Raw genomic sequence first — 21,035 nt, 5'->3', positions numbered from 1 at the left:
GTCAGCGGGCCTCGGTCGACAGGCCCTTCATGATCGCCCAGCACATCAACAACAGAACCACCGTAAAAGGCAGCCCGGTCGAGATCACCATCGCCTGAAGCGCGGCAAGCCCGCCACCCAGCAACAGCACGATGGCCACCGCGCCTTCGAACACGCACCAGAAAACCCGCTGCGGCACCGGCGCATCCACCTTGCCGCCCGCGGTGATCGTGTCGATCACCAGCGAACCGGAATCCGACGAGGTGACAAAGAACACCACCACCAGCACGATGCCGACAAAAGAGGTAATCGACGCCAGAGGAAGTTGCCCGAGCATTTCAAACAGTTTCAGCTCAAGCGCCGCATCCTGCGCCCCGGTGAACCCGTCGGCAACCACCTGGTGAATGGCGGTGCCGCCGAACACGCTCATCCACAAGACACAGACGAGGCTCGGGATCAGCAAAACGCAGATCACGAATTCGCGCACCGTCCGTCCCCGGCTGACCCGCGCGATGAACATGCCGACAAAAGGCGACCAGCTGATCCACCAGGCCCAGTAGAACGCGGTCCAGCCCTGGCTGAAATTCACGTCCTCGCGCCCGAACGGATTGGCCAGCGCCGGCAGGTATTCGAAATAGGCCAGCAGGCTGTCGGCAAAACCGGTCAGGATCGCCGCCGTCGGCCCCACGATCAGCACAAAGATCAGCAGCAGGAAAGCCAGCCCCATGTTGATCTCGGAGAGCACCTTGACCCCGCCATCCAGACCGCGCACCACCGACACCAGCGCAACGGCGGTGATCGCGGTGATCAGCACTACCTCGGTTGTCGGACCGACCGGAATACCAAACAGCGCATTCAGCCCCGCATTGGCCTGTGTCGCCCCGAACCCAAGCGACGTGGCAAGCCCGAACAGCGTGGCGAACACCGCCAGCGTATCGATGATATGACCGGTCCAGCCCCAGACCCGTTCGCCAAAGATCGGGTAAAAGGCCGAGCGGATCGTCAGCGGCAGCCCCTTGTTATAGGTAAACAAGGCCAGCGACAGCGCGACGATCGCATAGATCGCCCAGGGGTGCAGCCCCCAGTGGTAGATCGTCGCCGCCATACCCAGCCGGATCGACGCCGCCTCGTCCCCCGCCGTGGCCCCCAGCGGTGCCCAGTCGGTGCGCACGCCGCCCTCGGACGTCACACCGCCAAACGCGGTCGAATAATGGCTCATCGGTTCGCTGACGCCATAGAACATCAGGCCGATCCCCATCCCGGCGGCAAACAGCATCGCGAACCAGCCGAGATAAGAATAATCCGGCTGCGCTTCTGCCCCGCCAAGCCGTACCCGCCCCCAGGGCGAAACGATCAGGAACAGGCAAAACAGCACGAAAATATCCGCCGCCGCCATGAAGAACCAGTCAAACGACGCCGTCACCGCCGGGCGCAGCCACCCGAACAACGCGGCCGATTGCTCCGGCAGCACCAGCGCGTAAAACACAAAGGCCACGATCGCCAGCCCCGACACCATGAAAACCGGGTTGTGAATATCAAACCCGATCGGGCCGACGCTGCCCTCGACATTATCCTGACCGATCTCGTAATCGGTATCGATGACATCGGCCGCCCCTTCGGGTTCCGGTATGCCCTGGTTGGTTAACTCATCGCTCATGATGACCCCCGTTTCTCATTGCGTTTCCTCGATGGATGACGCGCCGGGCAGTGTGACGATGGCAGGCACGCCACCGACACGCACAAGCGTACCGTCCGGGCCGGATCAACCGGCGCCATGATCCTGACAAACACGTGATACCCCTTTTTCGATCGCTGCAACGTCCACGGGGTTGGCGTGAAAACCGCAGGCTTCCCCGGAGCGCATCCGGGATTTTCCGGCCCAACCGGGCCAGCGCGTCGCGTTCAGGGTAAAACCTTCTGCGGGGTAGACGCAACCAATCGCGACCCTACAGCCTCCGGTTGCGACCCGGTTGCATCACCCCGGCGGTTCCTGCCCGCCGGGGTGATGCCATGCTCAATCGCTCCGTCGCAACGGATCAGGCGTTCACGTCCACCACGACCCGGCCCTTGACCTGGCCCTTGAGAATATCGGCGCCCAGCTGCGGCAGATCACTCAGCGTCGCGGGCTGTACCATGGCCTCAAGCTTGTCCATCGGCAGGTCGGCGGCAATGCGCTGCCAGGCCCGCAGACGGTTGTCATAGGGCTGCATCACGCTGTCGATCCCCAACAGGTTCACGCCGCGCAGGATGAACGGCGTAATCAGCGCGCCATCGATCGCCGCCCCGCCCGCAAGGCCGATGGCCGCAACCGATGTGCCGTATTTCATCTGCTTGAGCACCCGGCCCAGCATGGCGCCGGCCACCGCGTCGACGCACCCCGCCCACATCTCGCTCTCCAGCGGCTTGCGGGTCACCTCGGTCAGCTCATCACGGGCGACGATCTGTGACGCCCCCAGCTCACGCAAATAGGCCTCCTGCTCCGGACGCCCGGTCACCGCGGCAACCTCATGGCCCAGATTGGCCAGGATCGCGGTTGCAACCGAACCGACACCGCCCGCGGCCCCGGTCACCAGCACCGGACCATGCCCCGGCTGCAAACCGTGATCCTCCAGCGCCATGACCGCCAGCATCGCGGTCAGCCCCGCCGTGCCCACCGCCATCGCGGCGCGGGCATCCAACCCCTCGGGCAGCGGCACCAGCCAATCGGCCTTCACCCGCGCCTTCTGGGAATAGCCGCCCCAATGGGCCTCGCCCACGCGCCACCCGGTCAGCACCACCTTGTCGCCAGGCTTGTAACGCGCATCCGCCGACTCCTCGACGGTCCCGGCAAAATCGATCCCCGGCACATGCGGGTACTTGCGCACCAGCCCGGCCCCCGGCCCGATGCACAGCCCATCCTTGTAGTTCACCGTGGAATAGGCCACCGACACGGTGACCTCGCCCTGCGGCAGCGCATCCAGACCGATCTGCGTCACCGCCGCGCTGGTCTTGCCGCTCTCGTCGTCCTTGCTGACGACCAATGCATTGAACATTTGAATCTCCATCCTTGTTCCGGCCACGCGACATGCGCGGCGCTTGTTATCCCTGTTGAATTCAGCTTTGTCCAAATACTCCCGCTGGAGGCATCCGACCGCGCCAAAGGCGCTAGAGCCAGAAGGACTCCCGCACATTGGCCTGCCGTGGCCCCTCCGGCGTTTCGACCTCAAGCAGCGTGCCCGGGTCCCAATGGGTCATGCGCACCATGCCGATGGCAACATTGGTCCCGAAATCCGGACTCCACGCGGTCGAACTTACCCGCCCGACGGGCGTTCCATTTGCACGCAACGGCCACCACCGGTCACAGCGTGGCACGGCGGGGCCTTCGATGGCCAGGGGCCGGATCTGTTGCAGCGGGCCTTCCTTGGCCACCCGCAACAGCGCGTCCCGCCCGATACAACCAATGGCGGTATGGGTGTCGCAGAACTTGCCAAGTCCGCATTCATGCGGCGTGTTGTCGTCGGTCATGTCGTTGCCATAGCTCAGCAATCCGGCCTCGATCCGCTCGATCGCATTGGGACAGCCCGCGCGGACATCGAGCGTCTTGCCGGCCTCCATCAACGCGTTCCAGAGTGGCATCCCGATGTCACCGCCCTCGACATAGATCTCGAACCCGCCCTGCTTGGAATAGCCCGAGCGCGCGATCACCATGTCGCGCCCCTGGAAATCGAAAACACCAAAGCGAAAGAACCGGATGTCGCGCACCCCGTCGCCAAAGACCCGCGCCATCAGCTCATCGGCTTTCGGTCCCTGCACCGCCAGCGGCGAAACATCCGGCTCGTCCACCAGCACGTCAAGCCGCCAGCCAAGCGCCGTGGCCTTGACCCAATAGAGCAAATCGCTGTCGGCGATGGAAATCCACCACCGGTCCTCGGCCAGCTTGACCGCCACAGGATCGTTGAGCATGCCGCCGGTCTCGTCGACGATGGGCACATAGTAACATTGCCCCGGCGTCATTCCGCGCAGGTCGCGCGGGGTCAGCATCTGCATCAGCCGCGCCGCATCCGGTCCGCGCAGTTCGACCTGCCGCTCGCAGGACACATCCCAGACCTGCACCGCCTCCTTGAGGTGGCGGTAATCTTCCTCGACACTGCGGAAAACCGTCGGCAACAACATGCGGTTATATACCGAATAGGCCTTGACCCCGGCGGCCTCGACGCCTTCGGAAAAAGGCGTTCGCCGCAGCCTGTTCGACGGTGACAACAACGGAGCAGCCATCAGTTTTCCTCCTCTGGCATGAAAACGATATCGCTGACGGGCGCGGCCAGTCCCGCCCCCGTCATCATCGCGTGGACCTGACCGCGATGATGGGTCTGGTGATTGAACATATGCGCGATGCACAGCCCGTGCGGCCGTGTCACCTCGCGCCCGCTGGCACCGGAAAACCAGGTCAGTTCCCCGGCCAGTTCGACATCGTCCAGCGCCGCCGCCCAGAGCCGTATCCTCCCGTCCATGGGACCGCGCCCGGCCTCCCACGCCGCCAGCGTCGGCACCAGCCGCGGGCTGTCAACGATGCCGCCATCCGGGGCCGAGCCGCCGTCAAAGCGCGACATCCACATGTGATCGCCCCACAGCAGGTGACTGAGCGTGCCCAGAATCGACCCGAAGAACGCCCCCCTCTCGCGCGTCAGTTCCGCCGGGTCCGCATCGCGCAGAACGTCAAGAACCTGCCGGTTCTGCCAGGCGTTGTAGCGCGCCATCATCCGCACGTAACCCGCGTCGATCATGTGCGCCCCGGACCGGTCCAGTGGATCGGGATGATGTCACCGGACTTGCCTTCGAAATCCCAGACGCGGCCATAGTCGCGCACTTTGGATTTCAGACCGATGGCCGGATAGATCGTAGGACCCATCCAGTATTGCGTGTTTTCCATCGACACCGGCGTGTCGGGATCCTTGCCCGGGATCATCTCGATCTCGCCCTGGATCTTGCGCCCGACGATGATCCGACGCCGGCGGCCATCCTTTTCGATGATGACTTTCTCGCGTTCGGCCCCCAAGATCTCCGAGACCAGAAAGTGGAACACGCCGGTATTGCCACCGGCGGCACCGGACAGGATCTTCAACAACCCGGAATAGGCCTTTTCGCTCGCCGCTTCGTCGACATAGGCGGCAACCTTCCAGTTCCCCTCGGCCATGCGGCCGGGAATGTCGATCAACAGCGCCACGTTCAGCCCGTCAAGGCGCTCGCCCTCGAAATGCCCCTCGTCGATCTGCATGGCGAACCAGGTCTGGCAATAGCCATAGGTGGGCGGATGCTGGCCCAGCGAAATCCCGCAAGGGCACACCACTTCGCAAGAGCAGTTCATGAACAGCTCGCCCTTGATTTCCCACTCGGTCGGCGACATCCTGCGCCGTCTGGGATTGGGCAATCGGCTGTCGATCCGCTGGCTGATCGGCAACCTGTCGGCTGCCGGGCGTTCCTGTGTCGCCATGACTCTATCCTCCCGTTGTCAGGGGCCAGATCATCACCGCGATCCCCGCGATGACGAGCACACACCCCATTGGCCTGGTTACATATTGTCCAACTTGCGGCAGCTTTTCCACGACCATGAATAGCGTCGCCAATCCCATCCAGAGCAGGCTCATCACCCCGCCCACAAAGCCGAGCGCCATGAATCCCCAGCAGCACCCCACACAATAGGCACCCAGCCCCAGCCCCATGCGCAGGCCACCGGAAAACCCGGTGCGCCAATGCCCCAGGAAATAGCCCATCGGGCTGAGGCAGACGCCGTGGCAAATCTCTTTGCCGCGGGTGAACTGGTACAGGCCGACCACCAGCAGCAATCCCCCCGCCGCCAAAGGCGACGTCGCGATTCCCAGCATGTCGATGACCCCGCCAAAGAGCAGCGCCAGCTGTACCCCCGCAATCACCGCCGCAAAGACCAGCCAGATGATCAGGTAGCCAAGCACGATCCCGACCCAGCCTGCCCGGCTGCCATCGGCGCTGATGATCAGGTCTTCATAGCTCTGCAAGGTCGGAACCAGCGTCGGCAGCATCATCGCCGCCATCATGAGAGCCCACATCCAGAACAGCGGCAGAAACTCGGCCATCGGCATGTACATGTCCATGCGCGGGTCCATCCGGCGCATCGCCTCTCCCATCGGTCCGGGACGCCCGATCAGGTCGAGATCCATCCCCACCGCCATCGAGTAAAGCACCCACCATGCCCACAACACGGCGGCAAAGAACCCCAGCCAAAGAACGTTGCGAAGCCGTGCCACAGGCACAACACCTCCCTTGTTTGCCGACTCACCCCTTGCTTTTTAAATGTCAGACTTTTAAATGTCAGACAAATGAAAAATGCACCGATGCAAATTGACCCGAACAGCAATGTGGACCTGTCCGCGCAGATCGCACAGGCCATTCGCGATGCCATCATGGCCGGCGAACTGATCGTCGACGAACGGCTTCCTTCTGAATCCGAACTCTCCGATCACTTCGCCGTGTCCCGTCCCACGGTGCGCGAGGCGCTCAAACGGCTGGCGGCGCAATCGCTGATCCGCACGCAACGGGGCGCGTCTGGCGGCGCCTTTGTCAACCGGCTGAGTTACCTGGACGCCTATTCGCAGCATATCACCACCTCGACCCTGCTGCTGTCGATGAACGCGGTCAGCTTTGAAATCGCCTGCGAGGCCCGCTATGCAATGGAGCGCGCCTGTGCCGCGCTGTCCGCCAGCCGCCGCACCGCCGACCACCTGGCCACCATGCGTGCCGAAATCTTCCGCCAGGGACAGCCCGGACTGACCGACGAAGCGTTCTGCGCCTCGGATGTGGCGTTTCACCGGGCGCTGGTGGATGGGGCCGGCAACCCGGTTCTGTCCTATCAACTCGCCGGCGCGGTCGAGGCGATGCAGCCGCTGATGAACATGATCACCTTCACGGCCCGCTCTCGCGAGGCCATTGTGGCGCTGCATACCGACATCGCCAACGCCATCGAAGCCCGGGACGGCCCCGCCGCAAGCAACGCCCTCAGCGCGCTCGAGACCGAAACCCTCGCGCTGGCCCAAAGCGTCTTTGCCGCACGCGCAAAGACTGCCAAACCATAACGGGCATTTATCCCGCAGATCTCGCCCGCGGACAAGTTTGTACCGCCTATCGGCCAAGGCCGATTGCATCCCCGCACGACCCTGCCTATATTGTTTCTGTCCCTCGGGACTATGGACATAAACGCGCTCGTAATAAGCGGATCGGACCCGGGGGCGGTACCCGGCGGCTCCACCAACATCCTTCATTTGGGGATCATGGGGCCGAAACAGGATCGACGAACGTCTAAAGGGGTTAGCTTTGTCTCGGCGGTCTGCCACCGTTACCGGCGAAAACAGTACAATTGCAAATGACAATCGTGCTCCGGTTGCCGTTGCTGCGTAAGCAGTAACCACACCGAAACTTAAGCCCTTGCGCCTAGCCGCGTAAGGCGGGGTCCGCAGGCACCTGGCAACAGAAGCCTGCACTTTTCCAGACCTTGCCCGACATGAACCATGCCTCGCCGCTTGGGCAGTTCCCCTTGCCTTGATGGACCGCCTGCAGGGCGATCAGATCGCGAAAAACCTGGCCGGCCCCTGCCCCATTCCAAGCGCACTGACGCAAGGTTGACGCTGCATTGACGGGGACCCCTCATAACTGAATTTGGCATTACCGCCAAAACAAGCGCACCAGAGATTTGTGCGACAACTCATTTTGGAGAAACAAAATGTTGAAGGAAAACCGCATATTCGAAGAGGTGGTCAAACTGGAGCTTCGCAAAGCCGTCACCGCCGCCTGGGAGGCCGGATATGACGCTGCAAGGAATGGCGAATCCAAGGACTGCGAACCCATCATCATGGAGAGCATCATCGGTGACGCATGGGACAGGATCAAGAAGGCCGTCGGCGATTTCGTGGACGCGATCGGTGACTGGGTGAAAGACAAATGGAAAGAAGTAAAGAAGACGTTGGATGACCTGTTTGGAGATCCGAACCCGTTCAACTGACGAGCCCGCATGAGCCTTCCGCGCGAGCCGATCTCATATCCGCATGATAGGCCAACCCGGCGCGAATTGCGTCGGGCGGGCATGGGGAAATTCACCTTGTCACGCGGGGGATGTCGGCTTGGAGCGGGTGAAGGGAATCGAACCCTCGTCGTCAGCTTGGGAAGCTGCTGCTCTACCATTGAGCTACACCCGCAACGCGGTTTGAGATAGCCCAAGCGTCTTTGCCGCGCAAGATCAAAAGCCTGCGGCAGGGCGCTCCTTTGCCCAGGCCCGCCGTCTCGGGTTTTGGCTGCGGGCGACGGTGAGGGAACTCTGTCGGGATTTTCCCCGTTCCTGGCGCGGCGCACTGCGATAGCGTGGTTGCAACGACATCAAACCCGGATAGGAGACCGACATGACAGTGTTCCTGACCAACGCCGCCCGGCTCTTTCTGAATCTCGGCCCTGTCGCGGACAGCCAGGCCTTTTGCGCGCAAGAGGTGAGCCGCGAAAACACCCGGGCGCAGGGCCGGTTGCAGGCGGAATATGCGGAACTGTTCAAGTCGGACCTGCGGCAGTCGTGCTCTGCGATGCTGGCAAGGCGCTGATCAGGCGGGGTTTTCCAGCCTGGCCTCGAGCGCTTCCAGACGTGTCTGGTAATGCGCCAGAACAAACACGCGGATGGCCGTTGCCAGCCCCGCATCGGTGCCCCGTTCCTCGTCGATCCGGGCGGCCAGCACGTTGATCGCGATCGATTGTTCCTCGGCAATCTGCCGGAACGCCGACCAGAATTCGTCTTCGAGCGACACCGACGTGCGATGCCCGCGCAGGGTCAGCGAGTGTTTCCTTGGCCGTGCGCTCATTCCTCGGCCTTGTGACCGTCCAGATCGCGCCGGGCCTTGTCGGCGCGGGCGCGATCCAGTTGTTTTTCCTCCTTGGTCTGCCCGAACCGGATCGCGTTTTGATCGGCGCGGGAGCGTTTGTCGGCCCGCGCCTTCTGTTTGCGATACTGGTTCAGGTTGACCGGTTTGGACATCAGTCGCGCGGGCCGATCATCTGTTCCGGCCGCACGACTTTTTCAAAGGTCTCCTCATCGACAAAGCCAAGCGCAATCGCCTCTTCCTTGAGGGTGGTGCCGTTCTTGTGCGCGGTCTTGGCGACCTTGGTGGCATTGTCATAGCCAATGGTCGGCGCCAGCGCCGTCACCAGCATCAGGCTCTCTTTCATCAGCTTGTCGATGCGCGGTTCGTTGGCCTCGATGCCGTTCAGCATCCGCTCGGTAAAGCTGTCGGCGACATCGCCGATCAACTGGATCGATTGCAGCAGGTTGTAGCTCATCATCGGGTTATAGACGTTGAGCTCAAAATGCCCCTGGCTGCCGGCGAACTTGATCGCGGCGTCATTACCCATCACATGCGCGGCCACCTGCGTCATCGCTTCGGCCTGGGTCGGGTTGACCTTGCCCGGCATGATCGAACTGCCCGGTTCGTTCTCAGGGAGGATCAGTTCGCCCAGCCCCGAACGCGGACCCGAGCCGAGAAAGCGGATATCGTTGGCGATCTTGTACATCGCCCCGGCCACCGTGGCGAGCGCGCCCGACATGAACACCATCGCGTCATGGGCGGCCAGCGCCTCGAACTTGTTCGGCGCGGTCACAAATGGCAGGCCGGTGATCTCGGCCATGTTGGCGGCCACGGTTTCGCCCCAGCCCGTCTTGGTGTTCAGCCCGGTTCCGACGGCGGTGCCACCCTGCGCAAGCTCGTAAATCCCCGGCAGCGCCGCCTTGATGCGCGCGATGCCTTGGCGGATCTGATGGGCATAGCCCGAGAATTCCTGGCCCAGCGTCAGCGGCGTTGCATCCTGTGTATGGGTGCGGCCGATCTTGATGATGTCCTTGAACTGCGCGGCCTTGGCCTCAAGCCCCGCGGCGAGTTTTTCAAGACCCGGCAGCAGCACGTCACGGACGCTCATGGCGGTGGCGATATGCATGGCAGTCGGGAAGGTATCGTTGGACGATTGCCCCATGTTGCAGTGGTCGTTGGGATGTACCGGATCCTTGGACCCGATCTCGCCACCGAGAATCTCGATCGCGCGGTTGGCGATCACCTCGTTCGAGTTCATGTTCGACTGGGTGCCGGACCCGGTCTGCCAGACCACCAGCGGGAAATTGTCGTCGAACCTGCCCTCGATCACCTCGCCGGCGGCCTCGATGATGGCATCGGCCAGTTTCGCATCCAGCGCGCCCGAAGCCTTGTTGGCCTGCGCACAGGCCTTCTTGATCACGCCAAGCGCGCGCACGATGGCCACCGGCTGCTTTTCCCAACCGATGGGAAAGTTCTGGATCGATCGCTGGGTCTGGGCCCCCCAGTACTTGTCGGAGGGAACCTCGAGCGGTCCAAAGCTGTCGGTTTCGGTGCGTGTCCGGGACATATTGGGTCTCCATTTGGTATGCGGTTGCATGCCGTTTATCCGCCGAGGGGAATCGGCGCAATCCGCCATCTGGGCGCAGGCTGCACCGTGATAGCTCAAGGTTGCAACACTTGCATCATTGAGATTGCCCCGCGACCGGTTAAGGTAGAGAGGTGAGAGGAGACGACAACCACAGATGCCGATACTGACCCAGACCCGCCCCGGCCCGGTCCGCGCATGGCGGCTCATCTTGGCGCTGGCCCTGTTCTGCCTTGCGGCCACCGGCGCATGGGCGGATGTCGGGCGATTTGTCGGGCATTACACCGGCTCGGCGGACGTGATCGACACCGATGGCAGCAAAGAGCCCCGTGACATGAGCGTCACGATCAGCAAGACCAAGAAAGGCTTTTCGGTCAGGTGGACCACCACCACCTACAAATCGCAAAACCGCATCAAGGATGCCACGTTCGAGGTCAATTTCCTGCCCACCGACCGCCAGGGCGTCTTTGCGGCGGCGATGAAACGCAACGTCTTTGGCCATGAAACCCAGCTCGACCCGATGCATGGCGAGCCCTATGTCTGGGCACGCATCCAGGGCGACACGCTGACGGTTTTCTCGCTCTTCGTGAATGACAGCGGCGGCTACGAGATGCAGCAATTCGACCGCACGCTGACGCAGGGCGGTCTTGATCTGAGATTCACCCGAACCGCGAATGGCAGGGAAACCCGAACCACAGAGGTGTTTCTGAAACGCGACTGAACCGGGCAACCGCCGCCAACCCGCCAGCCCCGTCGCAGGGATCGGGCCGGCGGGTGAAACGCCCTGCCCCGGCTATTTCCGAAAACTGTCAAGCGACACGATCTCGGCATCCGATCTGGCTGCAGTGGCCTCGTCCTCCTGCACGTGATCGGTATTGATCGCCGCGGGAACCAGCGCCTCGACCTCGCCCTCTTCCTCGTCTTCTTCGGCATTCTCAAAGCGTAGGCCGAATTCGACAGAGGGGTCCACAAAGGTCTTGATCGCGTCATAAGGGATGTACAACGGCTCGGGCGCGTCGCCGAAATTCAGGGTAACGGCAAAGCCGTCATCCCCCACGTCAAGATTGTCGAACCAATGCTGCATCACCACGGTCATCTCGCCCGGATAACGGTCGCTCAGCCAATCGGCCAGTTCGACACCGGGATGCGAGGTGTCAAAGGTGATGAAAAAGTGATGCGCCCCCGGCAGGCCGTTCTCGGCCACATCCAGCAGGACGGACTTGATCAGTCCGCGCATCGCCGTGTGCATCAGGTTTCCATAGTCGATATCTCGGGGCATTCATTCTTCCAAGCTAGGAGACAGCGTCAGGCATAAGGGATTCGAGCATAAACAACACCCTGCGACAACCCCAATTTGTGGTCAGCCCCGGCGCAAGGCCCCCCGCCCACTGGTTCCGCCTGCCCCGCGCAATCTCCGATCAGCCGGTCAGCGCATCCGCAAACTGTTCGCGCAGGGTCCGCTTGAGAACCTTGCCGGTGGCATTGAGCGGCAGTTCATCAAGAAACACCACCTTGTCCGGCACCTGCCAGCTTGCGATCTTGCCCTCGTAATAGGCCAGCAACTCCGCTTCGCTCGGATTCTCACCGGCCGCCGCAACCGCGACCAGCAGCGGGCGTTCGTCCCATTTTGCATGGCGCACCCCGATGACCGCAGCATTGGCCAGCTTGGGATGGGCGATGGCGATATTCTCGAGTTCGACCGAGCTGATCCATTCCCCGCCGGACTTGATGATATCCTTGGAGCGGTCGCGGATCGTCATGAACCCGTCCGGATCAAGCGTCGCCACATCCCCCGTCGCGAACCAGCCATCGTCAAGAATGACCTGGTCTTCCATGCGAAAATAGCTGTCGATCACCCAATGCCCGCGCACCAGCAGATCGCCCTGCGTCTCGCCGTCATTGGGCAGCGTGTTGCCATCGTCGTCGACGATCTTGAGTTCGACCCCAAAGGGCGGACGCCCCTGGCTCTCGCGGACCCTGTGCTGCGCCGCTTCGGGCAGGTCGCGATGCTTGGCCAGCGGGATGTTGACCGAACCCAGCGGGCTCATCTCGGACATGCCCCAGGCGTGGATCGTATCGACGCCGAATTCCTCGCGGAACTGCGTCATCATCGACGGCGGACAGGCCGACCCGCCAACAACCGTGCGCTTGAGGCTCTCCAGGCTGCTGCCCATGGCCTTGGCCTGCGTCAGCAAACCCAGCCAGATGGTCGGCACCCCAAGGGCCAGCGTCACCTTCTCCCCATCGATCAACCGGACCAGGCTCTCCCCGTCCAGCCCCGGTCCCGGCATCACCAGCCGGCTCCCCGCCATGGCCGCGCAATAGGGAACACCCCAGGCATTGACATGGAACATCGGCACCACCGGCATCACCACGTCCATCGCCGTCAGGCCCAGCGTATCCGCCAGGTTCGCCGCATAGCTGTGCAACAGCGTGGAGCGATGCGAATACAGAACCCCCTTGGGATTGCCCGTGGTCCCCGAGGTGTAACACAGGCTCGAAGCGGTGTTCTCGTCCAGATCCGGCCAGTCATACGCGTCATCGCCGGTTTCGATGAACTCGTCATAGAACATCAAACCCGGCACCTGCGCCGCCAGTTCCTCGTCGCGCCCACCCATCAATACAACGTGCCTGAGATTGGGCAAATGCTCGCCCAGCCTGGCTACAATCGGCAGGAAGGTGGCATCAACGAACAGAACCTGGTCCTCCGCATGGTTGATGATATAGATCAACTGCTCCGGAAACAGCCGCGGGTTGATCGTGTGACAGACGAACCCGGCCCCCGACACACCGAAATAGATCTCCAGGTGCCGCCGGTTGTTCCACGCGATCGTGCCACAGCGCGCCTGGCTTCCCAGGCCCAGCTTGTGCAGCGCCGACCCCAATTTGCGGGCATTGCGCGCCACGGCGCGCCAATTGCTATGGGTCACGCCACCCGATGTTTCGACCGACACGATCTCGGTATCGCCATGATAGGTCGCGGCGTGATCGATCAGCGACGAAATCAGCAGGGGTGCGGTCATCATCTGGCCCAGCATGAAAGGCTCCTCGTACAATGGTTCTTGCCGGGCAGGCGCCCGTACATGTTCTGGCTATCTGAGGCGTCGCCGCAGGGCGGACCATATCGGCCCCCTGTCCGGTTCGTCTCCTCCCGCGCGCAGCCTGCCAAGCTTGCCCCGCGTTGGCAATATCGGGTGCCCCCCGAAATCGCGCCTGGCCAGCCGTTTCGCCCGTGACCTTGCGTTACACGCCCGGTCGACACTGCCGGGCCGGACCCGAACCCTGCCGGTCAGGCCGCTTGGCACATTCTGCTCGCCCCCCCCTTCGGCAGCCGGCCGCCCGTTCTGCGGGAACCTGTTCCTTCATCTTTGGACAAATACTCAAATCAAGACGGTCCAGGATCACACAGCGCCCGAGCTGACGCGGTCCGCATCCCCTAAATCAGGTCAGTGGCGCTGTCACTGAGCACATAGAGCCCGGCAAGGATCATCACATAGGGGCCAAGCCTCTCGGCGCGGATCGTCCATGCCGGGGCCGGACCGCCGCGACGGAACGGAACATAGGCGGCGAGCGCCATCGCTCCGATTGCCGCCAGGGCACCGGCCACGCCCCAGAGACGGAATCCCGGCAGGCTGTCGGTCAGGATCGGCACCAACACGCCGAACGTGTCCGCCGACATGCCCAGGAACATCAGGATCAGCGCCATCACCCCGCCCCCGGTTGCGACCGGCCCGACCTCTTCACGGGTCGCGCGCCGCGCCAGGTAAAGCCCGCGCAATCCCATCGCCAGCGGCACCACCCCCAGATAGCCCGATTGCCCGGAGAGCAGGTCGCTGGCCCCGAGCGACACCGCCACCGACAGGCCAAGCACCAGCAGTTGCGCCGCGACATAGCCGGTCAATGCCCGCATCGGGCCCAGCGGGATCAGGACCGCCAACAGGACCAGCAGGTTGTCGATATTGGTCAGGGCCAGCGCCATCCCGGTACTGGCGGCAAATGCAAGCGCCTCCATGCCGACCTCAGAGCCGCGCCAACACGGCCCGTGCGGCGCGCAGACCCGGTGCCTCTCCCCCCCGACCCAGCCGCTGCATCGTCAGCTCCATTGCCTCGATCTGTGTGCCGGGTTCGGCCAGAACCTTGTCCAGCGCCCGCGCGATCGGTTCGGGCAGACATTCGGGACCAAGGCATTCGGGAACCACACGAGTGTCGCTCACGAGATTGACCAGCGTCACCGTATCAATCAGCGCCATCCGGCTGATGATCTGCCAGCTCAGCCAGTTGAACCTATAGGCCACGACCATCGGGGTCCGCGCCGCCGCCAGTTCCAGCGAAACCGTGCCCGACGCGGCAAGGGCCACCTGCGCCGCGCGAAACGCTGCCCGTTTGTGCGCCTGCGCCTCATCGACAGAGAAATTGCGCGGATCGACAACCACCGTGCCCACGGGCCAATCCGCCACGCGTTCGCGCACGAGATCGGCCACCGGCGCGGCGGCCGGCACCACGATCCGCAGGTCCGGGTGCGATTGCGCCAGCCGTGACAGGGCCCGCCCGAACACCGGGGTCAGCCGCGACACCTCGCCCCGGCGCGACCCCGGCAGGACCAGCGCGAATTTCTCGTCGCCAAGATCGAACGCGGCACGAAATGCGCTGACCTCTTCCGCAGTTGCCTCTGCCTCGGCCACAACCGGGTGCCCGACGAAATCACAGTCCATTCCCGCCGCTTCCATATAGGGCGGCTCGAACGGGAACAGCGCCAGAACCTGATCGATCATGCGCGCCATCTTGACCGCCCGCTTGGGCCGCCACGCCCAGACCGTCGGCGCGACATAATGCACGGTGCGGATCGATGCCGCCGCCTTGACCAGCCTGGCAACCCGCAGGCAGAAATCCGGGCTGTCGATGGTGATCAATACATCCGGACGTTCGGCGATCACCGCCTGTGCGGTCTCGGAGATGCGGCGTTTGAGATGGGCGTATTTCGGCAGAACCTCGGCGATGCCCATGACGCTGAGCTCATCCATGGGAAACCGGCTTTCAAGCCCCTGCGCCTGCATAAGGGCACCGCCAACACCCAGAAACTGAACATCGGGCACGAGGCTGCGCAGGCCCTGCATCAACGCGCCGCCAAGACGGTCGCCCGAAGGTTCTCCGGCGATCAGAAAGACCCGCATCAGCCGCCCCGGTTCCGCACCCAGAGGAACAGGCCCGCGTCATCGCAGGCCCGCGTCACCGCGTCCTGATCCAGAACCATCACCCCGCCCGCCTGAATCACCGCGCCCTGCACACCGGCGGCGGCGGCGGCGGCAATCGTGTCGACGCCAATGGTCGGCATGTCGGCGCGCCGGTCCTGGTCGCGCTTGGGTGCCTTGAACAGCACGCCCCCCTGGGCGGCGCGCGGAGGCCGGGCCGCCAGCCGCTGCAACATCCAGTCGGTTCCGTATACGGTTTCGATGGCCAGCGCCTGCCCCGCCTGCACGACACAGCATTGCCCGACATCCACCGCCGACATCGCGTCAACGATTTCCTCGGCGCGCCGGGCATCGTCACGCGCGGTGTCATCCGGTTGGCATTGCGTGAGGCAACCCGCCGGCGGCAAAAGGCCGGGCGCGATCTCGTGCGCCGGACGCAGCGCGAAACCCGCCTGTTCGAACACCGACATCACGGCCCGCAAAGCGCCATCATCCCCCTGCATCAGCGCCTGTTGCAGCACCGGGATCAGCGGCATGGTGGCCGCGTCGATCGCCGCCGGATCAATCACCGGGCGGCGGATCGATCCGGCGAGACAAATCTCGTCCACCCCCCCGGCCCGAAGCCCGGCGAGCAGCGTGCCAAGGGTTTCCAGCCGGAATATCTCGTCCACCTTGACCCGGTCCGGCATGAACCCGGCCAGCGCACAGATGATCGGCGGGGTTTCAAGCTGCTGTACGAGGGCATGCGGCAACCCGCCGGCCCCGGCAATGATCGCCAGCCCCATGACCTAGCGCCCCGGCACCAGGAAAGACCGGTCGGTGTGGCCGAGCACAAAACTCACCATCTCCTGAACCTGCTGGCTGTCGGTTTCCTTGCCCAGCCGCTCGACACGTTCGTGAAACGTCCCCTCGCCCTGTGCCAGCATCTGGAACGCCGCGCGCAGGGCGGTGATGTCGGACCGCGCCACGCCGCGCCGCTTCAGCCCGACCAGGTTCAGCCCGTGCAATTCGCCGCGCGGGGCCTGCACAAGCCCATAGGGGATCACGTCATTGGTCACCATCGTCACCGCGCCGATGATCGCGCCGCGCCCGATCCGCACCCATTGGTGAATCCCCGCGAGACCGCCGATGATGACATCATCCTCGAGCACGCAATGCCCCGCCACGGCGGCCGAGTTGACGACGATCACCCGGTCTCCGACCTGGGCGTCATGGGCAATATGGCAACCGGCCATGAACAAGCCGTCATCGCCTACGCGGGTCACGCCGCCACCGCCATCGGTGCCGGCGTTCATCGTCACATGTTCCCGGATGCGGTTGCGGGCCCCGACGATCAGCCGGCTGTCCTCGCCCTTGAACTTGAGATCTTGCGGGATTTCGCCGATCACCGCAAAGGGAAAGATCACCGTATCGTCGCCAATCCGGGTATTGCCGGTGACGACAACGTGGCTCTTGAGGACCACACGGTCGCCGAGCACCACGTCCGCGCCAACGACGCAGAGCGGACCGATGACACAATCCTCGCCAAATTGCGCGCCGTCCTCGATCACCGCGGTGGGATGCACCTGCGCCATGCCGTCAGCCCTTGGGGAATTCGATCATCGCGGAAAACTCCGCCTCGGCAGCCAGCTCGCCGTCAACCGTGGCCTTGCCGCCGAACTTCCAGACCTTGCCGCCGGGCTTGCCCCGCAAGGTCTCGAGTTCCATGACCAGCACATCACCCGGAATCACCTTGCGGCGGAATTTGCATTTGTCGATCGACATGAAATAGATCAGCAGGTCCTGATCGACCACGTCGGCCCCCACGCCGATCATCACGCCGGCGGTCTGTGCCATCGCCTCGACAATGGTGACACCGGGCATCACCGGCGCGCCCGGAAAGTGGCCCTGGAAATGCGGCTCGTTCATGGTGACGTTCTTGTATCCCCGCGCCGAGGCCGTGCCGTTGATCTCTTCCACCTTGTCCACCAACAGGAAGGGATAGCGATGCGGCAGGATTCGTTGAATCAAATGAATGTCTGCGCGTTTCAAGTCGTCGGTCATCAAGCATGTTCCTGAAATTGGGGCTGCAAATCCCTGAGTACCAACCCGCTCAGGCTTGGGCAAGTTGCGCCGTCGAATTTGCGGCAAACCGGTGCCGGTCTACTGTTGCTTGTCCGGGGTCTCGGGCAATGCCGCGCCATTCCGGCCATCCTGGATCGTCGCGTTCAGCCGGTTGATCGCCACCTCGGTCACGTCAATCGCCGTGACGCTCAGGAACACGCTGGAACGTTCGAGCACCACCCCGGCCCCGGCCTCGCGCATCAGGTCGGTCAGGATCGGGCGTGCCGCCTGGATGAACTTGACCTGTTCCTCTTCGTTCTTCTGAACCAGCGCGCGCGCCTTGGCATCCTGCGTGCGGCGAAACTCCTTGACCTTGGCGTCAAAGGCATCCGCCAGTTCGCGAAACGCCGCCGGGTCCATCTCGGGGCGACGCTCGGTCAGATCCTGCTCTTCCTCGGTCAGCTCCTGCTCGATCCGCCGGTTTTCGCGGGCCAAATCGCCGCTCGCGGCCTCGAATTCGCGGGCCACGCGCTGGCCAAAGGCGGAATCGTTGAACAGGCGGTCCGACGAGATCGTCAGGATCACGCTGTCCGGCAAGCCAAGTTGCTGCGCCGTGGCGACCACAGGAATGGCCGTGGCCAGGACAGCCCCCCGGATCAGCATGACCAGCGCGCGCCGCAAACGTCGCATTTGCCCTTAGAACCGCGCCTGGATGGTCAGATCAAAACTCTGTTCCTTGTCGAAAATCTCTTTTTGCAGGGCCTTGCTGAAGTTGAAACGCAAGGGACCAAATCCGGTCGTCCACAGCAGCGACACACCGATCGCCGAGCGCCACGAGCCATCCGCACCGCAAACGCCCGCCGCACCGCCACAGGTCGCCCCGGTGGTGTCGACATTGCCGGTGCCCCAGAGATTGCCGATGTCATAGAACACGCCGCCCCGCAGACCGAGCTCTTCGGGCAGGCCCAGAGGGAATTCCGCTTCGAACCGGGCAACCGCATAATAGTTGCCGCCAATTGCATCGTCGAACCCGTTGGACTGATCGCGCGGACCGATGCCCGCCGGTTCGAACCCGCGCATGATCGCCGGGGTCAGCACAAAACGGTCAATCGACCGGCTGGGCGTGTCCGATTGCCAGCGCAGCGCCCCCGCCTCGAGCGACGCCCGAAGCACCACTTCCTCGTTCAGGATGCGTTTCTGCGCGACGATCTTGGCGGTCGACTTGATGTATTTGTTGTCGCCGCCAAGCCCGCCGAAATCGGCCCCGATCTGCACCAGCACACCGGCATTCGGATTGAGACCGGTCAGGCGGCTGTCATAGATATAGCTCAGCCCGAACGCGCTGCTCGAACGGCGGCCTTGCGCGATCTCGCGCTGGATGACCTCGCCGCTGAAATCGGATGCCGGCTCGCCGCGGGCTTCCATCTCGCTGTCGTCAAAACGATAGCGGGCCTGGATGCGGGCGTTTTCGCTGATCGGGAAAGTCAGAGCCGGAGAGAAAAAGCCCCGGTCGATGTCATAGCTGGCAAAGCTGGACGAGCGCGTCGCCACCCCCAGTTCGAGATCGAACTTGAGATCCCGCCCCAGAAGGTAGGGTTCGGAGAAGCCAAAGACATAGGATTCCGATTCCTGCGCCGTCGAGATGTTGAAGGACAGCCGCTGGCCCCGCCCGAGGAAGTTGTTCTCGGTCAGGCCGATGGCGATCCCGAACCCATCAACCACCGAGTAGGACCCCCCGAGGTTGAGCGATCCGGTCGGCTGTTCCTCGACATCCACATCGACGATCACCTGCGACGGGCTCGACCCTTCGCGCGTGTCGACCTCGGCAGTGGCAAAGAACCCGAGCGCCCGGATACGTTCGGCGCTTTCGCGGATTTCGCGCGGGTTGAACGGGTCGCCCTCGACGATGCGGAATTGCTGGCGCACCACCCGGTCGAGCGTGGTTGTGTTGCCTTCGACATCGATCCGTTCGACAAAGATGCGCGGCCCCTTGACCAGGGCAAACTCAACATCCAGCGTCAGGTCGCGGTCATTGCGGGTGATGCGCGGTTCGACGCGAAGGAAATCGACGCTCTGCTTGATGCCATGACGCTCCATCCGTGCGATCGAATTCTCGACCAGGGTCGGCGAATACACCACGCCCGGACGCACCTTGAGCACGTTCTGGAACTCTTCGGCGCTCACCCCGTTGATCTCGCTGACGGTGGTGATCTGGCCGAACTTGAACTGCTGCCCTTCCTGCACGTTGATCACCAGGAAATACCCGTCGCGCTCCTTAGTCAGTTCCACATTGGTCCCGAGAATGCGGAAATCCACATAGCCACGGGACAGGTAGAAATCGCGCAGCACCTGTTTGTCGAACTCGATCCGGTCCTCGATCAGCGTGTCGCTGCGGATGAAGGCCCGCAAGAGCCCGGCCTGCTTGGTTTCCAGAACCCGGCGCAGGCGGCGGTCGGAATAGACCCGGTTGCCGACAAAGCTGATGCGCTCGACCTCGATGGTGTCGCCCTCGGCGATTTCAAAGATCAGGTCTACGCGGTTGTCGCTGCGCCGGATGATGCGCGGGGTGACGGTGGCGGCGATACGGCCCTGTTGCGAATAGGCTTCGGCGATAATCGCGGCGTCGCTCTCGGCAATGGCCGGATTGAAGACCTGGCGGGATTGCGACTCGATGAACTCGACCAGGTTCTCATCCTTGATCCGCCGGTTGCCCTCGATGCTGATCCGGTTGATCGTCGGGCGTTCGGTGACATTGATCTGCAAGGTGCGCCCACGCGGCTCCAGATCGACGCTCTCGAACACCCCGCTATCGACGATTCTCTGGTAGGCGGCGTTCAATTCGCCGGCACTGACCGGTTCACCGGGGTTGATTCCCGTGTAGGCGGCAATGGTCGAAGTCGGGATCCGCTTGTTTCCCTCGACCTGGATCGAGTTGAACGTATAGCTCTGCGCCGAAGCGAGCCCGGCGGAAAGCAGCGAAACCGTTGCAAAGACAAGGAAAAACGGGATCAGCCGTCGATACAACATATTGACACGGTTGCACGTGCGATCACGAGATATACCCACAGCCCAGCCCAAACCCATCTGTCCTAACCCCGTTTATCACAGCTTTGGAGACGTGATTATCGGGATTGCAGGATGATGTCAAAACCACATGCTACGCCATGGCATTGGGCCCGCGACACGGCACTGGCTATCCGGCATGCGTGGTTCAGAGGCTGACCAGGACACCCCCGGCAAGCAGCGCGGTCACGATGGCCAAGAGGAACAGGAGACGGTCCGCGTTCAGCTCAACCACGAGGCTGAGACCGCGATATGTTTTATGCAATGCGTGCACGACCCTGTTCTCCAAATCACCGCCACTATTGGCGGACGCCCATACAACTAGCG

23 protein-coding genes and 1 tRNA gene are annotated in these 21,035 nt (G+C 63.1%); 4 read left to right on the top strand and 20 right to left on the bottom strand.

What is annotated here, in order from left to right; genetic code table 11:
- Position 1: 1 nt before the first annotated feature.
- From ACP15R_RS10120 to ACP15R_RS10095, 6 genes are all read right to left on the bottom strand, one after another.
- Positions 2-1,636, bottom strand: coding sequence for a BCCT family transporter (locus ACP15R_RS10120; RefSeq protein ID WP_424986280.1), 1,635 nt, complete (start codon positions 1,634-1,636; stop codon positions 2-4).
- A gap of 379 nt (positions 1,637-2,015) precedes the next feature.
- A complete protein-coding gene (gene acuI / locus ACP15R_RS10115) occupies positions 2,016-3,011 on the bottom strand; it encodes an acryloyl-CoA reductase (protein WP_424986279.1) in 996 nt (331 codons plus the stop codon).
- A gap of 112 nt (positions 3,012-3,123) precedes the next feature.
- Positions 3,124-4,233, bottom strand: coding sequence for a dimethylsulfoniopropionate demethylase (locus ACP15R_RS10110; RefSeq protein WP_424986278.1), 1,110 nt, complete (start codon positions 4,231-4,233; stop codon positions 3,124-3,126).
- Entirely contained in the window at positions 4,233-4,742 is a 510-nt protein-coding gene (locus ACP15R_RS10105) for a DinB family protein (protein WP_424986277.1), read from the bottom strand. Before ACP15R_RS10105 ends, ACP15R_RS10110 begins: the two co-directional genes overlap by 1 nt.
- Entirely contained in the window at positions 4,739-5,449 is a 711-nt protein-coding gene (locus ACP15R_RS10100) for a DUF1326 domain-containing protein (RefSeq protein ID WP_424986276.1), read from the bottom strand. The genes ACP15R_RS10105 and ACP15R_RS10100 overlap by 4 nt, the downstream gene beginning before the upstream one ends.
- Positions 5,450-5,453: 4 nt before the next feature.
- A complete protein-coding gene (locus ACP15R_RS10095) occupies positions 5,454-6,239 on the bottom strand; it encodes a DUF2182 domain-containing protein (protein ID WP_424986275.1) in 786 nt (261 codons plus the stop codon).
- Positions 6,240-6,326: 87 nt separating this feature from the next.
- Here ACP15R_RS10095 and ACP15R_RS10090 point away from each other — a divergent pair, with 87 nt between their 5' ends.
- Together ACP15R_RS10090 and ACP15R_RS10085 are read left to right on the top strand one after the other, a co-directional pair.
- Positions 6,327-7,064: a FadR/GntR family transcriptional regulator gene (locus ACP15R_RS10090; protein ID WP_424986274.1), complete on the top strand. Its 738-nt coding sequence runs from the start codon at positions 6,327-6,329 to the stop codon at positions 7,062-7,064.
- 644 nt (positions 7,065-7,708) lie between these two features.
- Positions 7,709-7,987 (top strand): hypothetical protein, encoded by a 279-nt coding sequence (locus ACP15R_RS10085; protein ID WP_424986273.1) that lies wholly within the window; start codon positions 7,709-7,711, stop codon positions 7,985-7,987.
- A gap of 119 nt (positions 7,988-8,106) precedes the next feature.
- On the opposite strand, the gene ACP15R_RS10080 is transcribed toward ACP15R_RS10085, so the two are convergent.
- Positions 8,107-8,180, bottom strand: a tRNA-Gly gene (locus ACP15R_RS10080).
- Between the two features lie 201 nt (positions 8,181-8,381).
- Between ACP15R_RS10080 and ACP15R_RS10075 the strand changes: the two genes are divergently transcribed.
- Complete coding sequence (locus ACP15R_RS10075; RefSeq protein WP_424986272.1) at positions 8,382-8,573, top strand: hypothetical protein; 192 nt, start codon at positions 8,382-8,384, stop codon at positions 8,571-8,573.
- Here the strand turns inward: ACP15R_RS10075 and ACP15R_RS10070 are convergent, their stop codons facing one another.
- Genes ACP15R_RS10070 through fumC form a run of 3 tightly spaced genes read right to left on the bottom strand, consistent with a single transcriptional unit; the run spans position 8,574 to position 10,395 of the window.
- Positions 8,574-8,828 (bottom strand): ribbon-helix-helix domain-containing protein, encoded by a 255-nt coding sequence (locus ACP15R_RS10070; protein ID WP_424986271.1) that lies wholly within the window; start codon positions 8,826-8,828, stop codon positions 8,574-8,576.
- A complete protein-coding gene (locus tag ACP15R_RS10065; protein ID WP_424986270.1) occupies positions 8,825-9,001 on the bottom strand; it encodes a DUF4169 family protein in 177 nt (58 codons plus the stop codon). The genes ACP15R_RS10070 and ACP15R_RS10065 overlap by 4 nt, the downstream gene beginning before the upstream one ends.
- Complete coding sequence (gene fumC / locus ACP15R_RS10060; RefSeq protein ID WP_424986269.1) at positions 9,001-10,395, bottom strand: class II fumarate hydratase; 1,395 nt, start codon at positions 10,393-10,395, stop codon at positions 9,001-9,003. The genes ACP15R_RS10065 and fumC overlap by 1 nt, the downstream gene beginning before the upstream one ends.
- Positions 10,396-10,570: 175 nt before the next feature.
- On the opposite strand from fumC, the gene ACP15R_RS10055 reads away from it, so the two are divergent.
- The gene (locus ACP15R_RS10055) at positions 10,571-11,134 is read left to right on the top strand and encodes a hypothetical protein (protein WP_424986268.1); all 564 of its coding nucleotides are present in this window, start codon (positions 10,571-10,573) and stop codon (positions 11,132-11,134) included.
- Positions 11,135-11,206: 72 nt separating this feature from the next.
- Here ACP15R_RS10055 and ACP15R_RS10050 read toward each other — a convergent pair whose 3' ends face one another.
- The 10 genes from ACP15R_RS10050 to ACP15R_RS10005 form a co-directional block, all read right to left on the bottom strand.
- Positions 11,207-11,692 carry an SspB family protein gene (locus ACP15R_RS10050; protein ID WP_424986267.1) on the bottom strand — a complete coding sequence of 162 codons (486 nt, stop codon included), beginning with the start codon at positions 11,690-11,692 and terminating at the stop codon, positions 11,207-11,209.
- A 139-nt stretch (positions 11,693-11,831) separates the two neighbouring features.
- On the bottom strand, positions 11,832-13,451 hold the full coding sequence (locus ACP15R_RS10045) for a long-chain-fatty-acid--CoA ligase (protein ID WP_424986266.1): 1,620 nt from the start codon (positions 13,449-13,451) through the stop codon (positions 11,832-11,834).
- A gap of 398 nt (positions 13,452-13,849) precedes the next feature.
- Complete coding sequence (locus ACP15R_RS10040) at positions 13,850-14,425, bottom strand: hypothetical protein (protein ID WP_424986265.1); 576 nt, start codon at positions 14,423-14,425, stop codon at positions 13,850-13,852.
- 7 nt (positions 14,426-14,432) lie between these two features.
- Positions 14,433-15,584 (bottom strand): lipid-A-disaccharide synthase, encoded by a 1,152-nt coding sequence (gene lpxB, locus ACP15R_RS10035; RefSeq protein ID WP_424986264.1) that lies wholly within the window; start codon positions 15,582-15,584, stop codon positions 14,433-14,435.
- Positions 15,584-16,387, bottom strand: a complete 804-nt coding sequence (locus tag ACP15R_RS10030) for an LpxI family protein (RefSeq protein ID WP_424986263.1) — start codon at positions 16,385-16,387, stop codon at positions 15,584-15,586. The genes lpxB and ACP15R_RS10030 overlap by 1 nt, the downstream gene beginning before the upstream one ends.
- 3 nt (positions 16,388-16,390) lie before the next feature.
- A complete protein-coding gene (lpxA, locus tag ACP15R_RS10025) occupies positions 16,391-17,176 on the bottom strand; it encodes an acyl-ACP--UDP-N-acetylglucosamine O-acyltransferase (RefSeq protein WP_424986262.1) in 786 nt (261 codons plus the stop codon).
- A 4-nt stretch (positions 17,177-17,180) separates the two neighbouring features.
- Positions 17,181-17,645, bottom strand: a complete 465-nt coding sequence (fabZ, locus tag ACP15R_RS10020; protein ID WP_424986261.1) for a 3-hydroxyacyl-ACP dehydratase FabZ — start codon at positions 17,643-17,645, stop codon at positions 17,181-17,183.
- A gap of 99 nt (positions 17,646-17,744) precedes the next feature.
- A complete protein-coding gene (locus tag ACP15R_RS10015) occupies positions 17,745-18,335 on the bottom strand; it encodes an OmpH family outer membrane protein (protein ID WP_424986260.1) in 591 nt (196 codons plus the stop codon).
- Between the two features lie 6 nt (positions 18,336-18,341).
- Positions 18,342-20,672 carry an outer membrane protein assembly factor BamA gene (bamA, locus tag ACP15R_RS10010; protein WP_424986259.1) on the bottom strand — a complete coding sequence of 777 codons (2,331 nt, stop codon included), beginning with the start codon at positions 20,670-20,672 and terminating at the stop codon, positions 18,342-18,344.
- A gap of 184 nt (positions 20,673-20,856) precedes the next feature.
- Positions 20,857-20,982 (bottom strand): hypothetical protein, encoded by a 126-nt coding sequence (locus tag ACP15R_RS10005; RefSeq protein ID WP_424986258.1) that lies wholly within the window; start codon positions 20,980-20,982, stop codon positions 20,857-20,859.
- Positions 20,983-21,035: the final 53 nt, after the last annotated feature.

The sequence above is a fragment of the Microbulbifer sp. S227A genome (assembly GCF_049800935.1).
This window is presented reverse-complemented; position numbering and strand designations above follow the sequence as displayed.

What these genes read in the sequence shown, in the direction of transcription:
- ACP15R_RS10120 (WP_424986280.1), bottom strand. Translation starts at nt 1,636, where the DNA reads ATGAGCGATGAGTTAACCAACCAGGGCATACCGGAACCCGAAGGGGCG.
- acuI (WP_424986279.1), bottom strand. Translation starts at nt 3,011, where the DNA reads ATGTTCAATGCATTGGTCGTCAGCAAGGACGACGAGAGCGGCAAGACC.
- ACP15R_RS10110 (WP_424986278.1), bottom strand. Translation starts at nt 4,233, where the DNA reads ATGGCTGCTCCGTTGTTGTCACCGTCGAACAGGCTGCGGCGAACGCCT.
- ACP15R_RS10105 (WP_424986277.1), bottom strand. Translation starts at nt 4,742, where the DNA reads ATGATCGACGCGGGTTACGTGCGGATGATGGCGCGCTACAACGCCTGG.
- ACP15R_RS10100 (WP_424986276.1), bottom strand. Translation starts at nt 5,449, where the DNA reads ATGGCGACACAGGAACGCCCGGCAGCCGACAGGTTGCCGATCAGCCAG.
- ACP15R_RS10090 (WP_424986274.1), top strand. Translation starts at nt 6,327, where the DNA reads ATGCAAATTGACCCGAACAGCAATGTGGACCTGTCCGCGCAGATCGCA.
- ACP15R_RS10085 (WP_424986273.1), top strand. Translation starts at nt 7,709, where the DNA reads ATGTTGAAGGAAAACCGCATATTCGAAGAGGTGGTCAAACTGGAGCTT.
- ACP15R_RS10075 (WP_424986272.1), top strand. Translation starts at nt 8,382, where the DNA reads ATGACAGTGTTCCTGACCAACGCCGCCCGGCTCTTTCTGAATCTCGGC.
- ACP15R_RS10070 (WP_424986271.1), bottom strand. Translation starts at nt 8,828, where the DNA reads ATGAGCGCACGGCCAAGGAAACACTCGCTGACCCTGCGCGGGCATCGC.
- ACP15R_RS10065 (WP_424986270.1), bottom strand. Translation starts at nt 9,001, where the DNA reads ATGTCCAAACCGGTCAACCTGAACCAGTATCGCAAACAGAAGGCGCGG.
- fumC (WP_424986269.1), bottom strand. Translation starts at nt 10,395, where the DNA reads ATGTCCCGGACACGCACCGAAACCGACAGCTTTGGACCGCTCGAGGTT.
- ACP15R_RS10055 (WP_424986268.1), top strand. Translation starts at nt 10,571, where the DNA reads ATGCCGATACTGACCCAGACCCGCCCCGGCCCGGTCCGCGCATGGCGG.
- ACP15R_RS10050 (WP_424986267.1), bottom strand. Translation starts at nt 11,692, where the DNA reads ATGCCCCGAGATATCGACTATGGAAACCTGATGCACACGGCGATGCGC.
- ACP15R_RS10045 (WP_424986266.1), bottom strand. Translation starts at nt 13,451, where the DNA reads ATGCTGGGCCAGATGATGACCGCACCCCTGCTGATTTCGTCGCTGATC.
- ACP15R_RS10040 (WP_424986265.1), bottom strand. Translation starts at nt 14,425, where the DNA reads ATGGAGGCGCTTGCATTTGCCGCCAGTACCGGGATGGCGCTGGCCCTG.
- lpxB (WP_424986264.1), bottom strand. Translation starts at nt 15,584, where the DNA reads ATGCGGGTCTTTCTGATCGCCGGAGAACCTTCGGGCGACCGTCTTGGC.
- ACP15R_RS10030 (WP_424986263.1), bottom strand. Translation starts at nt 16,387, where the DNA reads ATGGGGCTGGCGATCATTGCCGGGGCCGGCGGGTTGCCGCATGCCCTC.
- lpxA (WP_424986262.1), bottom strand. Translation starts at nt 17,176, where the DNA reads ATGGCGCAGGTGCATCCCACCGCGGTGATCGAGGACGGCGCGCAATTT.
- fabZ (WP_424986261.1), bottom strand. Translation starts at nt 17,645, where the DNA reads ATGACCGACGACTTGAAACGCGCAGACATTCATTTGATTCAACGAATC.
- ACP15R_RS10015 (WP_424986260.1), bottom strand. Translation starts at nt 18,335, where the DNA reads ATGCGACGTTTGCGGCGCGCGCTGGTCATGCTGATCCGGGGGGCTGTC.
- bamA (WP_424986259.1), bottom strand. Translation starts at nt 20,672, where the DNA reads ATGTTGTATCGACGGCTGATCCCGTTTTTCCTTGTCTTTGCAACGGTT.